Below are 14932 nucleotides of genomic sequence, written 5' to 3'. Positions count from 1 at the left end.
ATCACAGCCTTGCAGCGCCGCACGCGGCAAAGCGCGCAGCGTCCAAACCATTGATATCAATGTAGCAGCCAGCTGCCACAGGCGGGCCCGGAATACGTGCTGCCACAGCTTTTGGCCGATTCACAGCGAGCGCCTGGCAGCAGCGCTCGCCCGCCGATGCAGCAACGTGCGCAGCAGAAACAGCGGGTTGCCCACCACGTAGCGCATGAACAGGCGCCTGGGCTCACGGCACAGCCGATACAGCCACTCGGCGCCGACCCCCCGCAGCCAGCCGGGGGCGCGGCTGACCTTGCCGCCGAGAAAGTCCAGGATCGCCCCACCACAGACGATCAGGCAGGGGCCGCTGATGCCGGCCAACTGTGCCGCGACCGCTTCCTGCTTGGGCATGCCCATGCCCAGCACGATCAGTTCCGGTTGATGCTCGTGCGCCAGTTGCAAGTAGGTATCGACAGTGGCAAAGCCATCGTGAACCGACACCGGCGCCACGCCGAAGGTGGCTGCGCAGTGCTGCACTGCTTGGTGCAGGTAGGGTTGCCGCGTACCCCAGAAGGCCACCTTACGCCCCCGGTAGGCCGCCAGCAGCCTGGGAATGAAATCGGTACCGTTCATGTTCAGGCCAGGCTCCAGGCCCAGGCGGCGGTAAAGGATCGCCATGCCGGAGCCATCGCGCAGCAGCACATCGGCCGCCGACAGCGCTTGGCAATAAACCCCGTCGCGCACCACCAGGTTCATTGCGTGGGCGTTGACGAACCCCAACACCGTCGCTTTGTCCGGGGTGGTAAGGTGCTCGAGCAGGCGCTGCACGGCGTTTTCGTCGGCGACCACATGCAGCTGCCCGACCAGGCGCGCCCAGCGTTGCTGCCATTGCCGCTGGCTCATCAGTCGTCATCCCGTTTCGAGCGCACCCATTCAACCTGGCGCTTGATCAGAAAACCCAGGTACAGGGGGATTTTCCGGGCTGCGTAGAACGGTGCGTACAACAACACCGAGAACGGGATCAGCTCCCGACAGAAGCGCGCCCAGGCCACCACCACCGCCACGCCGAGCAACCCCAGCCCCAGCAGGGCGAACCCTGCAGGTGCCGCCAGCCCGGTTACCAGGTAAACCAGCCAGGTCAGCAGGTTGAACCCCAGCAGTGCCAACACCAGCAAGGCCAAGGGTGATACCACCAGGTCAAGGGTCATCGCCGCGAGGGCACCATTGCGCTGGGTGATGGCAGCCAGCGCCCGCTTGGGCCCATCGGCCAGCATCAACCCCAGGTGGCCGTGCTCCCAACGCGTACGCTGGCTGTTGAGGCCTTGCGGGCTGAGCGGGAACTGGCTGGTTACCAAGGCTTCGGGGCAGAACAGCGGCGGCTTGCCTTGCTGGCAAAGATCGAGCCCGAGTTTCACATCCTCGACCAGATGGCCGTTGGCCAGGTTGACCTGGCGCAGGTCGTGCCAGCCGAAGGCCATGCCGGCGCCCATCAGCTGGCAAGGCAAGCCCAACCGCGCCCAGCCACGCGGGCGAACCAGGTTTTTCACCCGCCAGGCAAATTCGGCGACCTGCACTTTCAGCCCGGCACCTGCGGGTGCCCGCATCAGGTACAGCGCCTGCACTGGGCGCGCCGTTTCACGGCAACGCCGAGCCAGGATATCGATGGCGCCCTCGTCAACCTGGCAATCGGCATCCACCACGATCACCACCTCAGGGGGCTGGCGCGCCAGATGGCGCACGCCGAAGTCCAGGGCATAGCCTTTGCCGCGCAACTGGGCGTCATACCGCTCCACCACTTCGGCCCCCGCTTCGCGGGCCAACTGCGCCGTGGTGTCGCAACAGTTGTCGGCCACTACCAGCAAGCGGTCACCCTCCAGCAGTTGCGGCACGATGCTCGCCAGGCTGGCCTGAATGATCGAGGCCTCATTGTGGGCCGGCACCAGCACCGCAAGCGTCGGCCGCGCCGTGTTGCACGGTGCCGGCCTGCGTGCGGGCAGGCAAGCCAGCAATACCTGCAGCGAAAACACCAACACCGGCACCAGGACGATGACCGTTAGCAGGCCCAGCAACCACCCTAATACACTTATCATGCGAATGCCTTGAAGTAGCCGGCCAGCCTGGCCGCCTCGGTGTCGATGTCGTGCCGTTGCAATACCCGCTCGTAGGCCGCCTGGCCCATGCGCTGCAACACCTCGGCAGGTTGCGCCAGGCACTCGGCCATGGCCGCTGCCAGCTCGTCCACTGCGCCCGCGGGGAACAGCCAGCCATTCTCGCCGGGCCGCACCAGCTCAGGGATCCCGGCAACAAACGTGGTCAGCACCGGGCGGCGCAAGGCCATGGCCTCCATGATCACCACCGGCAGGCCCTCGGCGAAGCTGGGCAATACCAGAGCGCGGGCAGCGAGGATTTCCTCGCGCACCTGTGCACTGCTGATCCAGCCAGTAATGCGTACGTGCTGCTGCAGGCCGTGGCGGGCAATCAAGGCCTCGATCTGCTCGCGCATTTCACCGTCACCGGCCAGCACCAGCTCAAAGGCCTGCGACTGGGCCGCCAGCTGGCGCGCGGCCTCCAGCAGCAACAACTGGCCTTTCTGCTCACACAGCCGCCCAACGCACACCAGGCGTGGCGCCGCGGGCGCCTCTACCGCAGGCACCGCATGGAACGCGCGCTCCAGCCCGCAATGCACCACCTTGACCTTGGCCCAGTGCTCGTGCGCCACCCAGCGCAACAGTTGGCTGCGCCCATACGAGCTGACCGCCGCGACAAAAGCGGCGCGCCGAACCTTTTCCCCCAGGTGCAGGAACTGTGGCTTGTCGAACTCTTCGGGGCCGTGCACGGTGAAACTGTAGGCCGGCCCGCCCAATATGTTGGCCAGCATGACCACTTCGGTAGAGTTGGTGCCAAAGTGCGCATGCACATGCTGCGCCTGCCCGGCCTGTAGCCACTGCAGCACCTGGCAGGCTTCGGCCAGATACACCAGGTGGTAGGGCCAGGCCCGGTCCGCTCGGCGGCCAAGCCGCAGTGCCAGCCACAGCGCCCGGCCAAAGCGCCGCGGCTGCGCGCGCAACACCTGCCACATGGGCCGCAACAGCTGCTTCAGCCCGCCTTGCAGCACGTAGCGGGTCTTGCCCCGCTCGGCCACGTCCTCGGCATCCTGCACCTCGGCGTCCCAGCCACGCAGTGCCAGGCGCTGCACCTCTATCCCCTGGCGCTCCAATGCCAGGATCTCGCGGCGGATAAAACTATGGCTGACCTTCGGGTACTGATTGATGAAATAAGCAATACGCATATGAACCCAGATCCAAACCCGCTTGATGACCAACCGCCCCAAGCAACCTTTACTTCAGGCTGTCAACTACCGGCGGCCTGCCTACTGCCGATGCACTCACAGCAAATGCATCCCCCTGTGTTCCTTGTAGTCCAAGGTTGGCACCATTGCTTGGCAAAGCTGCTTGCAAACAGTTGAATACATCGTCGAGCAATGCTTGGCGACGGCGATACATCGCCCGTTTCTTTGCCGGAATGTCGGCCTCGGCACGCTGCGCCGGCGCCAATGGCAGGCTGTAGAAATCGGCATGCTCTGAGGCGCTGGCACCATGCTCCTGCCAGATAGCATCGTAGTTGGCCGCCAGTTCCTGGCCCTTGTCACGGCCAAAATAAGCGTGGCGGTGATGCCGGCTGGCATCGTTCACGGCGTACAACCGGGCGACCCCCAAAGTTCTGGCCAGACACTTCAACGCTTCCAGCAGCAAGCTGCGCGGGCGCAACCCCTCGAAGTCCTTGGTCAGGTCGCGGTAGATGGCCAGCGAGGTGTCGCTGTCGATGCCTTTATGGATGCCTTGCACTGCGCCGATGTACAAACCGATGCCGGCCGGCCCCTGGCACAGGGTGAACGCCAGGGACGCCACACGCAACTCACCCTGGAACAGGTTGAGCACCAGCTCGCCTTCGCGCTTGAACCAGATCGGCCTGTCGAGCACCAGGCAGCAGCCCGGCGAATAGCTTCCCAGGTCACACAGGGTAAGGCTGTCGTCCCGGCCCAACAGCAACAGCCCAGGAAAATGCCGGGCCACCAGCTCGAAGTGCGAGGCGACTGCATCAAGGCGTTGCGGCGCTTGCCAGTGCTGGCTGATATAGGGCCATTGCACGACACCGATGCAATCAACGCCCAACTGCTGCACCCCCGGCTGGCCCAGTGCCGCGGTCAGGCGCTGCAGGAAGGTGTTCAGTTGCGGCCAATGCCTGGCCATCTGCAGGCTCAACTTGTACTTGTTGTGCAATGCCCGCAACGAGTAACCGGGTTGCAGGGTAAACACGCTTTTCACGAGGGTGCCGAGCATCATGGGCCTCTCTCACTTGTACTCGATCAAAGCCGCTTTGCCAGCCGCCAGGCGGTGGCGCAGAAACTTCAGCTGGCCGAGCATTTCGGGGAACTTGCCCAGTACCAGAAACACGGCCTGCAGCCAGTTTTCGCGCGGCGACCTGTTGCCCCGCTGCGCCAGGCGCATGGCCTGCAACGGGTAGATCAACAACAACCCCAAGCCCCAGCCGCCCACCAGCAGGCAGGCCAGCACGATCGACACGGGAATGCCCAGGCCCCACACCCAGGCCCGGCGCGACTCGCGCAACCAGTGCCGCTCGGGCGGCTGACCGTGCAGATAGGCGCCCTCGGCGTAGGCGTGCCCGGCACGCAGGCTGCGCCGCCACCATTGGCTGAACCGGGTCATGTTGGCGTCGTGCAAGGTCATCTCGGCATCCAGGCGCCAGATTTTCCAGCCCTTGGCGCGCAAGCGCACGCACAGCTCCGGTTCTTCCCCAGCGATCAGGTCAGGCCGAAAACCGCTCACAGCGGTGAAAGCGTCTACCCGCATCAACGCGTCACCGCCGCAGGCCTTGGCCTCGCCGATCGGGGTGTCCCATTCCAGGTCGCACAACAGGTTGTACACCGAGCGCTGCGCGAAGCGTTCGCGGCGCCGGCCACACACCACCGCCACCGCGGGGTGCGCGGCCAGAAACGTCTGGGCGGTGGCCAGCCAGCGGGCATCCACTTCGCAGTCGCCATCGACGAACTGCACCCACTGCATGGCTGGCAGCAACCGCTGCAACACGGCAAAGCCTTCGTTACGCGCCCTTGCCGCGGTGAACGGGGTGCTCATGTCCAACGCCAGCACCTCGACGCCCAAGGCGGCGGCCAGCTGTTGCGAACCGTCGCTGGAGCCCGAGTCTACATACACGACCTTGTCAGCCCCATGGGCCAGCGAGCGCAGGCAGCGCGCCAAACGCTGGCCCTCGTTGCGGCCAATGACCACCACGCCGATCTGCATCGCCAAGGGCCTCACTCGACCGCCGCCGAGGCGGCCAAGTGCCGGGCCTTGATGACTGCCGGTACACCGACAGCCAGGGAGTTGTCTGGCACATCCACCAGCACCACGGCATTGGCACCAATAATCACGTTGTTGCCGATGCGAATGCTGCCCAGTATTTTGGCGCCCGTACCAATGTCGACGTTGTTGCCGAACACCGGGGCAATGGGCTCGTCGACATTTTTCAGGCCCACCACCACGCCATTGCGGATGCGGCAGTCGTCGCCAAACCGGGCGTAGCCGCTGACCACGATGCCACCGAAATGGTCGATGACGAAATTGCGGCCGATCACCGCCTCGCAGGGCAGTTCCACCCCGGTGATGATCTGCACGAACTTGAACAGCACCTTGTACACCAGAGAGCACAGCTTGCGCAGCAGCGCTGGGCGCACGCCGTAGCGCCAGCGGCCGAAGCGGTACACCAGCAATACCCAGAAGCCTTGGGCGCCCCAGTCGCCACCATGGGCCCGCAGGTCGGCGCGTATATTCTCGAACATGGCGGTAGCTACCTTGTGGGTTGGCTGGCGTAACGGGTCTGCAACAGCAGTGACCAGGTCGCCCGGCAATGACGCCAGCAGGCCTGTATCGCGCCTCGGCCGCGTCGTTTCAACAGCGCTTTGAGTGCCAGCACCAAGTCGCCCACGGTCACCAGCAGCATATGCAACGCTAGCCCGGCCAAGCCATGGTGCTTGCGGAAATACAGCAGCTCGCTCTCGATCTGGTAAGCGGAAATCTGCCGGCTGGCAGCTTCCAATTCGGTGACTGACTTGGAGCTTTCACCCCCGATGTGGACCACCGTGGTATGTGGGTAGAACACCACTTTCCAGCCGGCCTGCTTGACCCGCTTGCAGTGGTCGACTTCCTCGTAATAAAGAAAGTAGCGCGGATCGAACAGGCCTACCTGGTCCAGCACTTCGCGGCGCACAAGGTAGAAGCAACCGGGCAACCAGTCGCATTCGCGGACCGAAGCGTGGTCCCAGTCCATGTCGTCGACCATTTTCAGCCCGGGGAAAAAGCGCCCCAGGCCAGTACGCCCGACGAAGACGTTCAGCGGCGTGGGAAAATAGCGGCAGCTGGGTTGCAGGTCCCCCTCTCGGCCCTCGAGGCGTACCCCCAGCACGCCGCAGTCCGGGTGGGCATCCATGTAGTCGAGGGTTTTTTGCAGGGAATCGGCGGCCACGAACGCATCGGTGTTGAGCAACAATGCATACTTGCCTTGCAGGTGGGCCAGCAACTGGTTGTTGGCACGGCCAAAACCTACGTTGTGCTTGTTGCTGAGCAACACTGCCTCTGGGCAAACCTCAGCCATACGCTGCAGCGAGTCGTCGACGGAGGCATTGTCCACCACCAGGTAACTGGCCAAGTGTTCGCTGCCTGCGCGGCGCAGCGCATCGAACATTGGCTGCAGCAACCCGGCGGTGTTGAAATTGACCACCATCACGTCCACCGGTTTGCTACCCATTATTGCCATCCCCGAAGAAGTACTGGCGCCTCTGCGCCATCAGTTGCGGCTCAACCGTGGGGTCGTAGGCACCGTCGCGCTGTTTGATCAGGTCGATCCACGGGTAGGCTTCGCAACGTGCCTCGACCCGTTTGACCAGCGCCTCGGTGGTGCAGATGAACACGGCCGGGTTGCCGCCGTAGACGGTGCCCGGTGGCACGTCCTTGGTGACCACCGCCCCTGCCGCGACGATGGACTCGGGACCGATGGTCACCCGCGGCATGATGATCGCACCGTGGCCGATGAAGCAGTTGTCCTTGATGTCGATGAAACCGACCGAATCAAGGTGTTTGCCAAACCGGTGTTCGATCAGCAAGACCACCCCGTCGTGGCCGATCAACGTGCAGTCCGACAACCCCACGCTGTTGCCGATACGCACCAGTGACGGGTCGAGGAACTTGCAGCCGGCATTAACGAAGAAGTTGTCGCCCACCGAATGAAAGTTGCCCCAGCGTTTGAGGTAGGCCCCCCACTCCAGCCCCGACGGCCTGCAGAACCGGCGGTAGAACGTGCCTCCGCGCCCGGTTGCATGTGCGTAATGTGCCACTGCCTTGCGTATCCATCCCATCATCCTTCCTGGCCTCGCGATCAATACGGCTGGAATGCCCTGAGGCGATGCGGTCTCGTTCTTCTAGATGCTGACCACTACGCACTCAACCTGTGTGCAACATGGTTCACGCGGCGGCGCCGCTCTGCGCCCTCATCTTCGCGTCAAGGTGGTCGGCCAGCCGCACGGCGAACTGCAACAGCGGCATGGTCGGATTGGAGGCGCCGCCCTTGGCAAAAATACTGCTGCCGGCGACATACAGGTTTTGCGTGCCGAATACCCTGCAGTTGCCGTCCACGACGCCCGTTTGCGCAGACGCGGCCATGCGCGTGGTGCCCATGTGGTGGGCATGGGGCGCCATTTTCAGCGGTATCGAGGTGTCATAGACAAACTCGTTGAGTTTGACGAAGCCCAGGCCCGTGTCGGCGAACTGCTTGGCCAGCTCCGTACCGATGCACTTGATGGTGTGCCGGTCATCAGCACTGAGCACCCAGTTCACGCTGACCTTCGGCACCCCCAGCGCGTCGTGCTCGTCGAGCAGTGAAATGCGGCTGTGCAGGTTGGGAAACTGCTCGATCATGGTACTGATCACGCCGTCACCGGGGCAGCTGAACTTGGCCACGAACTCGATCTTGCTGGAAATTCCCATGTCGCAGGCCAGGTTCTCGAGAAAATGCTTGACCTCGGCAGTGCGGCCATAGGTTTGCACATCGGCCAACAAGGCTGTGGTGACGTTGCCTTTGCCGGCCTGGTATTCAGCGAGGAAGGCATCGGTGGTGTAGTACTGGCGCGGCTCCGGGTCTTGCCCGGACTTGAGGATGAAGGTGCCCATCTCGATGTTCAGGTGCTCCATGAAGCACGCGCCAACCAGGCCTTCCTTGTTGACCACCCCCGCAGCCACCAGGGACTGGCTGTTGAGCAGCTGTCGGGCATTCTCGATGGCCCCCGTGGCCAGAATGAAGTTGCGGGCCACCAACCGCTGGCGATTGCGCTGGTAGTCCGACAGCACCACCGCCGCCAGGTGGCCGGATGCCTGATCGAACTCCAGGTCCACGCAGTTGCAATTGATGAACAGGTCCAGGCCCGGGGTCTGCTCCAGCGCCGTAGCGTATTTCTGGGCGAAGCGGGTCGGGGTGCTGAGCAGAAAACGGTCAGCTTCGAAGTCGCCACCCTCAAGCCCGGTGTTCAGTGCCCGAAAATCTGCCCCGGCGGGCAGGTCGACGATGTCCATGGCCACCGGCAGGTAGGGCTCAATCTCCGCATAGGCAATGGGCCAACCCGGCAACTCACCCGGTGGGGCCACGGCGAAGTCGGAAGCCGTGAAGGGCCGACACCGGCCGGCCCAATGGTTGGACGTGCCGCCCAGGTAACGCAGGCGGGTTTCCTCGGCATACAGCTCGAGGCCGGTCGAGGGGCAGGCGTACAGGGCTTGCGAATGCGGTGTGTACTCACGCCCCCCACCTTCGGCCAGCAACACGTTCCAGCCGGCTGCCGCCAGGCGCAGGCCAAGGGTGATCCCCGCAGGGCCGGCCCCGATGATGCAGAAATCGTAGTTGTCGCGCAGCGTTTTCTGCTGCTCATAGTCCTGGATCATGCTGGCTGGTTCCGGAAATAGCGGGACGGCAGTACCCAGCCGTTGATCACCACGAACCCTGGTTTTTCAACCGGTTTGCCAGCAAACACCGCCGTGGCGCCGAACGCCGCGCTGCCCACGCCCAGCAGCACGCAACTCTGGAGAAAGCCTCTACGACCCAACTGCGCAGTACAAAAAGTGAGCTTCCCCATGATCCTGTGACCTTTCCCCATGAAAGTTACACCCAGCACGCAGCCCTACAGCCAGTTGAAGAAGGCCGTCAGCAACGCCCCGCACAGCGCTCCCACCAGCAGCATCGGTAGCACCACCAGCTCACGTTTGAGGCTGAAGATGCCCAGCTTGCGATTGACATGAACAACCAGTACCAGCGTCGGCACCGTGTGCAGGGCCACCCCCCAGATCGCCCATTGCACCCCCCCCAGCGCCAGCAACAGCGGCAGTAGCCCCCACAGCGAAACCAGGCGGATGATGTTGTCCATGGCCTGGTACTTGGTGAGGCCCAACGCAATCCATACCTGATGAGCCAAGGTATAGCGCAATACGATGAAGGACAGCGAAAGAATTGCCAGCATTTGGCCAGCTTCCTGGTAGCGATCATCGTACATCCAGCCAATCAGCAGCGGGCTGGCAGTCAGGAAGCCCCCGCAAATGAACAGCACCAGCAGGTCGACCAGCAAACGGAAGCGGTAATACAGGGTCTTCAGCCGCGCTTTGTCGTCGGCCCTGGCCGCCTCGCTGAACGCTGGCAGCGCCACGGCGCCGACGATCTTCATCAGCGCCGTCTGAACCGCGCCAAGGATGAGCACGGCAATGGAGTACACCCCCAATTGCGCCGCCGACATGCTGGCGCCAAACCAGATACGGTCACCGTACATGGCCAGTACGCCGACCATCGACGACAACAGGATCCAGCGGCCGAAGACGATCAGTTCGGTGAGTGCCGTACGGTCCCAGCGCAAGTGGTTGCGTGGCCCTTCCAATGCGGTGTGGCCCAGCACAGTCCAGGCCACCGCCGAGACCAGGCCCGCGATGACCAGGGCCCAGATCGAGTGGGTCAGCACGCCCAGTATCAGCATCACCACCAGCCCGGCCAGTTGCGAGGCCAGGTCGACCAGCACCACGCGCTTCTGCTGGAAGGTCCGCACCGCGACATCGATCTTGGTGGATTGGAAGCCCCATATCAGTGCCGACAGGCCGGTAACCGCCAACACCATCGGCAGCACAGGGGCGGCATAGGTGGAGTCTGCCGGCCACACCTCCTGGTACTGCGCCACCCAGGCCGCCAGGGCCAGCAGCAGCGTCAGGGCGAACAGCACGAAGCCGCGGATGATCTGCACGGTCCACGCCGTATTGAGAAAGTCCGGGTCGTCGCCACGGTGGCTCTGGATGATGTTCTGGCGCAGGCCAACATCGGAGAGCAGATGCAGGAGGACCGAAACGGTGGTGGCGATGACCATCACGCCGAACATTTCCGGCAGCAACAGCCGCGCCATGATCAGGTTGCCGCCGAGGCGCATGACCTGTGAAGCCACCTGCGAGACCAGGTTCCACGACCCGGCCCGCATGGCCCGCTTGCGCAGGCTCGCGGAGGCTGACACATCAATCGACGGCATGAATTCATTCTCTGACTGATTGGCTAAAAGTCACTATAGTTTCAATTAGCCACGATGCTAGTGCCCTGGCCCGGAACTCAGCGCTTCGCTGTCTGGCGGCGTCTTGGGAACCCGGCCGGCGTTGCCACTCGCCCGAAGAGAACGTAGTTCCGCGACAGGGCAGCCGCCGTTTGCCCACCGAAGGAAAGGTGCACATAGCCGATGCCTGAACATTTTCGTGCGTTGATCGTCATTCTGTTTCTGGCGAGCGTGGTCTTCGTGTTGGCGCGGCGGCCGGCCACCGACCTGATTCCGCTCGGTGATTACAAGCGCAGGCGCAATTTGTGGTTCCTGCTTACCGTGCTGGCGTTCGTCTCGCACAGCTTCTGGCTGTACCTGGCCGCAGGTGCGGCCATCCTGTTGCTGGCACGGCGCCGCGAGCACAACCCCATGGCGCTGTTCTACATGCTGTTGTTCCTGATCCCGCCGGCCTCGGTGCAAGTGCCAGGGTTCGGCGTGGTCAATTACCTGGTCGACCTGAACCACATTCGGCTGCTGACCCTGTGCGTGCTGCTGCCGGCTGCGCTGGAGCTGCGCCGGCAACCCGACACTGTGCGCTTTGGGCGCACCTGGGCCGACCGGCTGCTGGCCGCCGGGCTGGTGCTGATGAGCGTGCTGTACCTGCGCGAGACCACCCTGACCGATACCTTGCGCCAGGCCCTGTACCTGTATGTCGACGTATTCCTGCCGTACTACGTGGCCAGCCGTGGCCTGCGCCAGCTCAGCGACTTCAAGGACGCGATGTTGGCGTTCGTGCTCACCTCGTTCGTCATGGCCCTGATCGCGGTTGCCGAATACGTGCGCCACTGGTTGCTGTACAGCGCCTTGGTCGACGCCATGGGCGTGCCTTGGAGCATGTCCGGCTACCTGAGCCGTGGCGGCGCCCTGCGCGCCAGTGTCACCACCGGCCAGGCGATTGCCCTGGGCTATGTGATGAGCGTGGCGATCGGCCTGTTCCTGTTCGTGCAGGGTTACGTGCAGCGGCCCTTGCACAGGGCCATGGGCGCCCTGCTGCTGGCGGCCGGCCTGTTCGCGCCGTTGTCCCGTGGGCCGTGGATAGGCGCAGTGGTCATCGTGGTGGTGTTCATCGCGCTGGGCAAAGGTGCGGTCAGGCGCCTGGCGCTGCTAGGGGCGGCCGGCATGCTCGCGTTGCCGTTGCTGACGGTGGTGCCGGGCGGTGACAAGGTGCTGGACCTGCTGCCCTACATCGGCAATATCGAAAAGGAAAACATCACCTATCGCGAGCGGCTGATGGACAACTCGTGGATCGTCATCCAGCGCAATCCGCTGTTCGGCTCGTTCGACTTCCGCAACACCCCGGAAATGCAGGCGATGATCCAGGGTGAAGGCATCATCGACATCGTCAACACCTACATCAACCTGGCGCTGCGCGTGGGGCTGGTCGGGCTTGGCCTGTTCGTGGCGTTCTTTGCCGTGGTGCTGCACGGTATCCGCAAGGCGATGCGCAGTTTCCCGGACAAGGACGACGAACGACGACAGCTTGGCCGCGTGTTGCTGGCAACGCTGATCGGCATCCTGGTGATCATCTTCACCGTCAGCAGTATCACCTTCATCCCCGTGGTGTACTGGTCGATCGCCGGTCTGGGCGTGGCCTACACCCAGATGGTGCGGCGGCTGCATGCCAGCCCCGCGGTGGCACTGGCCGAACCCGACCTCCAACCCAGGTAATGCTCATGAATGCGCTCGCCCTGCGTGGTTTCATCCGCCTTTCGGCCTTCGCCAGCCTGGTCTTGCTGCCATTGCCGGGCTGGGCGTCTGCCTGGCAGGTCAGTGTCGACGAGCACACTGGCTTGCCCACCGTAAGCCGTGGTGGCGGCCCGGTGATGAAAGCCAAGTTCGATTTCTGGGCCGCCAACTGGAGCTGGACCGGCTTCTACACCGACGTCAAGGTCAATGGGCCGTACCACTACACCCTGCTGGGCAAGAACAAGGAACTGGACTTCGACCTGGCCGCGGATATCCGCAAGGAGCAGGCGCAAACCCTGAGCTGGACCTTCGACCTCGATGCACACAGCCGCAAGGCCGGGGTGATGGGGGGCGGCATGGTGTTCCAGTTCGATCCTGCGCAAATCACCGGCGCCATGGGCGCCCCGCAATTGCTGCCAGGCAACCGCGGCTGGTGGTGGGGCAACGCCGAGCAGGGCCGGCGCATCGAAATGCGCTTCGAGCCGCCCTTGGCCAAGGTGTATTTCGAGCGTGGCAACCCATCTGAGCTGCGCGCGTTTCTGTACCAGGACCCGATCACTGCCGGCAAGCAACAGCTCAAGGCCGTGCTCAACCTGACCGGGGACATCGAGCTCGCACCCACTGCCACCGAACGCTTCGGCCTGGCCGACCCGGCCAGCTGGCCAGACGACCAGTTGGACTGGCGCAGCGCGCCGGTAGACTTTTCGTTCCTCAACGCAGCAGAAAAACCCGCTGGCAAGCGTGGCTTCGTCAAGGCGGTCGGCGAGCAACTGGTGTTTGCCGACAACACCGCCGTGCGGTTCTGGGGCACCAACCTGTCGGCCTATGCGTTGTTCAAAAGCCCCGACGAGGAGATCCGCCAGCAGGCCAAACGCTTGTCGGCCCTGGGTTTCAACCTGGTCCGCCTGCATCATCACGATTCACCCTGGGTCAGCCCCAATGTGTTTGGCGACGGTACCCTGGTGCGCGACACCCAGCAGCTCAGCGCCGAATCGCTGCGCAAGCTGGACCTGTGGATCAAAGCACTCAAGGACGAGGGTATCTACATCTGGCTGGACATGCATGTGCAGCGGGCGCTCACTGCCAACGACAATATCGAAGACTTCGACGAACTGGCCAAAGGCGAAGCGCGCATCGACCTGAAGGGCTACGCCTACGTCAACCGCAGTATTCAGCAGGCAATGAAACGCTTCGCCGAGCAGTACCTGACCCACGTCAACCCATACACGGGGCTGGCCTACAAAGATGACCCGGCCATTGCCGCCGTGCTGATCACCAACGAGAACGACCTGACTCAGCACTACGGCAATGCCCTGATGCCGAACAAGGATGTGCCGCGCCACAGCGAACGCTACATGGCGGCCGCCAAGGCCTTCGCCAAACAGTACGACCTGCCCGCCGACCTGACTTGGCGTGCCTGGGAGCATGGGCCATCGAAGCTGTTCCTCAACGAGCTGGAACAGCGCTTCAATGCCGACATGATCACCCACCTGCGCAGCGTGGGCGTAAAAGTGCCGATCGCCACCACCAGCACCTGGGGCGGCAACGGCCTGAGTGCGCTGCCGGCACTGAGCGTTGGCGATGTGATCGACGCCCATAGCTATGGTGACATGGGGCAACTGGAGAAAAACCCGCTGACCAGCGACGGCATGATCGACTGGATCGGCGCCGCCCAGGTGGTCGGCAAGCCATTGACCGTCACCGAGTGGAACGCCGAGCCGTTCCCGCTGCCAGACCGTCACTCGCTGCCACTGTACGTGGCCGCTACCGCCAGCCACCAAGGCTGGGACGCCCTGATGCAATATGCCTACAGCCAACAGGCGTTCAACCCGGGTTGGCGCACGGCAGACAACTGGCACGCCTACAACGACCCTGGCATGCTCGCCACCCTGCCCGCTGCCGCCCTGCTCTATCGCCGAGGCGACGTGAAGCCGGCCACCACCGACTATGTATTCGCCCCGACGGCCGCCACCCTGTACAACCAGGAAATCACCCCGCGCAATTCGCCACTGCTGCGTACTGCCATGGAAAAGGGCCGCTTGCAGATCGCCCTGCCGCAAACGCCGCAACTGCCCTGGCTGAAACCTGCTGCCATTCCAAGCGGCGCGCACGTGCTGCAAGACCCCGGTGAATCGCTGCTGCCGGCGGATGCCAGCGAATCGACCACCGACACGGGCGAGCTCAGGCGTAACTGGCAACAAGGCCTTTACACCATCGACACGCCGCTCACCCAGGCCGCCACCGGCTGGCTAGGGGGGCGTTCGATCAGCCTGGGCGCTGTGCAGGTGCAGGCGACTACGCCCTATGCCAGTGTCGTGGTGCAGAGCCTGGACGACAAGCCGCTGGGGCAGTCGCGGGACCTGCTGGTGTCGCTGGGCACCCGGGCCATGCCCAAGCCCGATGACAAGACACCGTTCAATGTCGAGCCGCTGGAAGGCCGCCTGACCATCCAGGCCCCTGCCGGCCTGAAGCTGTACGCCCGCGATGCACAGGCGCAGTTGAAGGCGCTGCCTGTGGCCTACGACAACGGGCACTACACCCTGACCTTCGACGGCAGCTACATGTCCAACTGGCTGTTCTTGAAATAGGGCA

Annotated in this window: 13 protein-coding genes; 2 read left to right on the top strand and 11 right to left on the bottom strand. The window is 63.6% G+C overall.

What is annotated here, in order from left to right:
• Nucleotides 1-120: 120 nt before the first annotated feature.
• The 11 genes from GEV39_RS11530 to GEV39_RS11480 all read right to left on the bottom strand — a co-directional run bounded on the left by GEV39_RS11530 (nucleotide 121) and on the right by GEV39_RS11480 (nucleotide 10594).
• Nucleotides 121-879 carry a WecB/TagA/CpsF family glycosyltransferase gene (locus GEV39_RS11530; RefSeq protein WP_173889062.1) on the bottom strand — a complete coding sequence of 253 codons (759 nt, stop codon included), beginning with the start codon at nucleotides 877-879 and terminating at the stop codon, nucleotides 121-123.
• Nucleotides 879-2066, bottom strand: coding sequence for a glycosyltransferase family 2 protein (locus GEV39_RS11525; protein WP_173889060.1), 1188 nt, complete (start codon nucleotides 2064-2066; stop codon nucleotides 879-881). Before GEV39_RS11525 ends, GEV39_RS11530 begins: the two co-directional genes overlap by 1 nt.
• Nucleotides 2063-3265 (bottom strand): glycosyltransferase, encoded by a 1203-nt coding sequence (locus GEV39_RS11520; RefSeq protein WP_173889058.1) that lies wholly within the window; start codon nucleotides 3263-3265, stop codon nucleotides 2063-2065. The genes GEV39_RS11525 and GEV39_RS11520 overlap by 4 nt, the downstream gene beginning before the upstream one ends.
• A gap of 49 nt (nucleotides 3266-3314) precedes the next feature.
• A complete protein-coding gene (locus GEV39_RS11515) occupies nucleotides 3315-4319 on the bottom strand; it encodes a VirK/YbjX family protein (RefSeq protein WP_173889056.1) in 1005 nt (334 codons plus the stop codon).
• Nucleotides 4320-4328: 9 nt separating this feature from the next.
• Complete coding sequence (locus tag GEV39_RS11510) at nucleotides 4329-5306, bottom strand: glycosyltransferase family 2 protein (protein WP_173889054.1); 978 nt, start codon at nucleotides 5304-5306, stop codon at nucleotides 4329-4331.
• A 5-nt stretch (nucleotides 5307-5311) separates the two neighbouring features.
• Nucleotides 5312-5836: a serine O-acetyltransferase gene (locus tag GEV39_RS11505; protein WP_173889052.1), complete on the bottom strand. Its 525-nt coding sequence runs from the start codon at nucleotides 5834-5836 to the stop codon at nucleotides 5312-5314.
• Between the two features lie 8 nt (nucleotides 5837-5844).
• On the bottom strand, nucleotides 5845-6801 hold the full coding sequence (locus tag GEV39_RS11500; protein ID WP_173889051.1) for a glycosyltransferase family 2 protein: 957 nt from the start codon (nucleotides 6799-6801) through the stop codon (nucleotides 5845-5847).
• The gene (locus GEV39_RS11495) at nucleotides 6794-7411 is read right to left on the bottom strand and encodes an acyltransferase (protein ID WP_009682743.1); all 618 of its coding nucleotides are present in this window, start codon (nucleotides 7409-7411) and stop codon (nucleotides 6794-6796) included. Before GEV39_RS11495 ends, GEV39_RS11500 begins: the two co-directional genes overlap by 8 nt.
• A gap of 103 nt (nucleotides 7412-7514) precedes the next feature.
• Entirely contained in the window at nucleotides 7515-8981 is a 1467-nt protein-coding gene (locus GEV39_RS11490) for an FAD-dependent oxidoreductase (RefSeq protein ID WP_173889049.1), read from the bottom strand.
• A complete protein-coding gene (locus GEV39_RS11485) occupies nucleotides 8978-9172 on the bottom strand; it encodes a hypothetical protein (protein WP_054913125.1) in 195 nt (64 codons plus the stop codon). The genes GEV39_RS11490 and GEV39_RS11485 overlap by 4 nt, the downstream gene beginning before the upstream one ends.
• A gap of 45 nt (nucleotides 9173-9217) precedes the next feature.
• Nucleotides 9218-10594 carry an oligosaccharide flippase family protein gene (locus tag GEV39_RS11480; protein ID WP_173889047.1) on the bottom strand — a complete coding sequence of 459 codons (1377 nt, stop codon included), beginning with the start codon at nucleotides 10592-10594 and terminating at the stop codon, nucleotides 9218-9220.
• Between the two features lie 201 nt (nucleotides 10595-10795).
• On the opposite strand from GEV39_RS11480, the gene GEV39_RS11475 reads away from it, so the two are divergent.
• Both GEV39_RS11475 and GEV39_RS11470 read left to right on the top strand, forming a co-directional pair.
• Entirely contained in the window at nucleotides 10796-12322 is a 1527-nt protein-coding gene (locus tag GEV39_RS11475; protein ID WP_173889045.1) for an O-antigen ligase family protein, read from the top strand.
• 5 nt (nucleotides 12323-12327) lie between these two features.
• Nucleotides 12328-14928, top strand: a complete 2601-nt coding sequence (locus GEV39_RS11470) for a glycoside hydrolase 5 family protein (RefSeq protein WP_173889044.1) — start codon at nucleotides 12328-12330, stop codon at nucleotides 14926-14928.
• Nucleotides 14929-14932 lie beyond the last annotated feature (4 nt).

The sequence above is a fragment of the Pseudomonas sp. NY5710 genome (assembly GCF_013305665.1).
In the GTDB taxonomy this organism is placed as follows: domain Bacteria; phylum Pseudomonadota; class Gammaproteobacteria; order Pseudomonadales; family Pseudomonadaceae; genus Aquipseudomonas; species Aquipseudomonas juntendi.
Note: the sequence above shows the minus strand (reverse complement) of the source record. Positions and strands in the feature narration are given on the sequence as shown.

Coding starts and splice junctions, on each gene's coding strand:
- GEV39_RS11530 (WP_173889062.1), bottom strand. CDS start 879: ATGAGCCAGCGGCAATGGCAGCAACGCTGGGCGCGCCTGGTCGGGCAG.
- GEV39_RS11525 (WP_173889060.1), bottom strand. CDS start 2,066: ATGATAAGTGTATTAGGGTGGTTGCTGGGCCTGCTAACGGTCATCGTC.
- GEV39_RS11520 (WP_173889058.1), bottom strand. CDS start 3,265: ATGCGTATTGCTTATTTCATCAATCAGTACCCGAAGGTCAGCCATAGT.
- GEV39_RS11515 (WP_173889056.1), bottom strand. CDS start 4,319: ATGATGCTCGGCACCCTCGTGAAAAGCGTGTTTACCCTGCAACCCGGT.
- GEV39_RS11505 (WP_173889052.1), bottom strand. CDS start 5,836: ATGTTCGAGAATATACGCGCCGACCTGCGGGCCCATGGTGGCGACTGG.
- GEV39_RS11500 (WP_173889051.1), bottom strand. CDS start 6,801: ATGGGTAGCAAACCGGTGGACGTGATGGTGGTCAATTTCAACACCGCC.
- GEV39_RS11495 (WP_009682743.1), bottom strand. CDS start 7,411: ATGATGGGATGGATACGCAAGGCAGTGGCACATTACGCACATGCAACC.
- GEV39_RS11490 (WP_173889049.1), bottom strand. CDS start 8,981: ATGATCCAGGACTATGAGCAGCAGAAAACGCTGCGCGACAACTACGAT.
- GEV39_RS11485 (WP_054913125.1), bottom strand. CDS start 9,172: ATGGGGAAGCTCACTTTTTGTACTGCGCAGTTGGGTCGTAGAGGCTTT.
- GEV39_RS11480 (WP_173889047.1), bottom strand. CDS start 10,594: ATGCCGTCGATTGATGTGTCAGCCTCCGCGAGCCTGCGCAAGCGGGCC.
- GEV39_RS11475 (WP_173889045.1), top strand. CDS start 10,796: ATGCCTGAACATTTTCGTGCGTTGATCGTCATTCTGTTTCTGGCGAGC.
- GEV39_RS11470 (WP_173889044.1), top strand. CDS start 12,328: ATGAATGCGCTCGCCCTGCGTGGTTTCATCCGCCTTTCGGCCTTCGCC.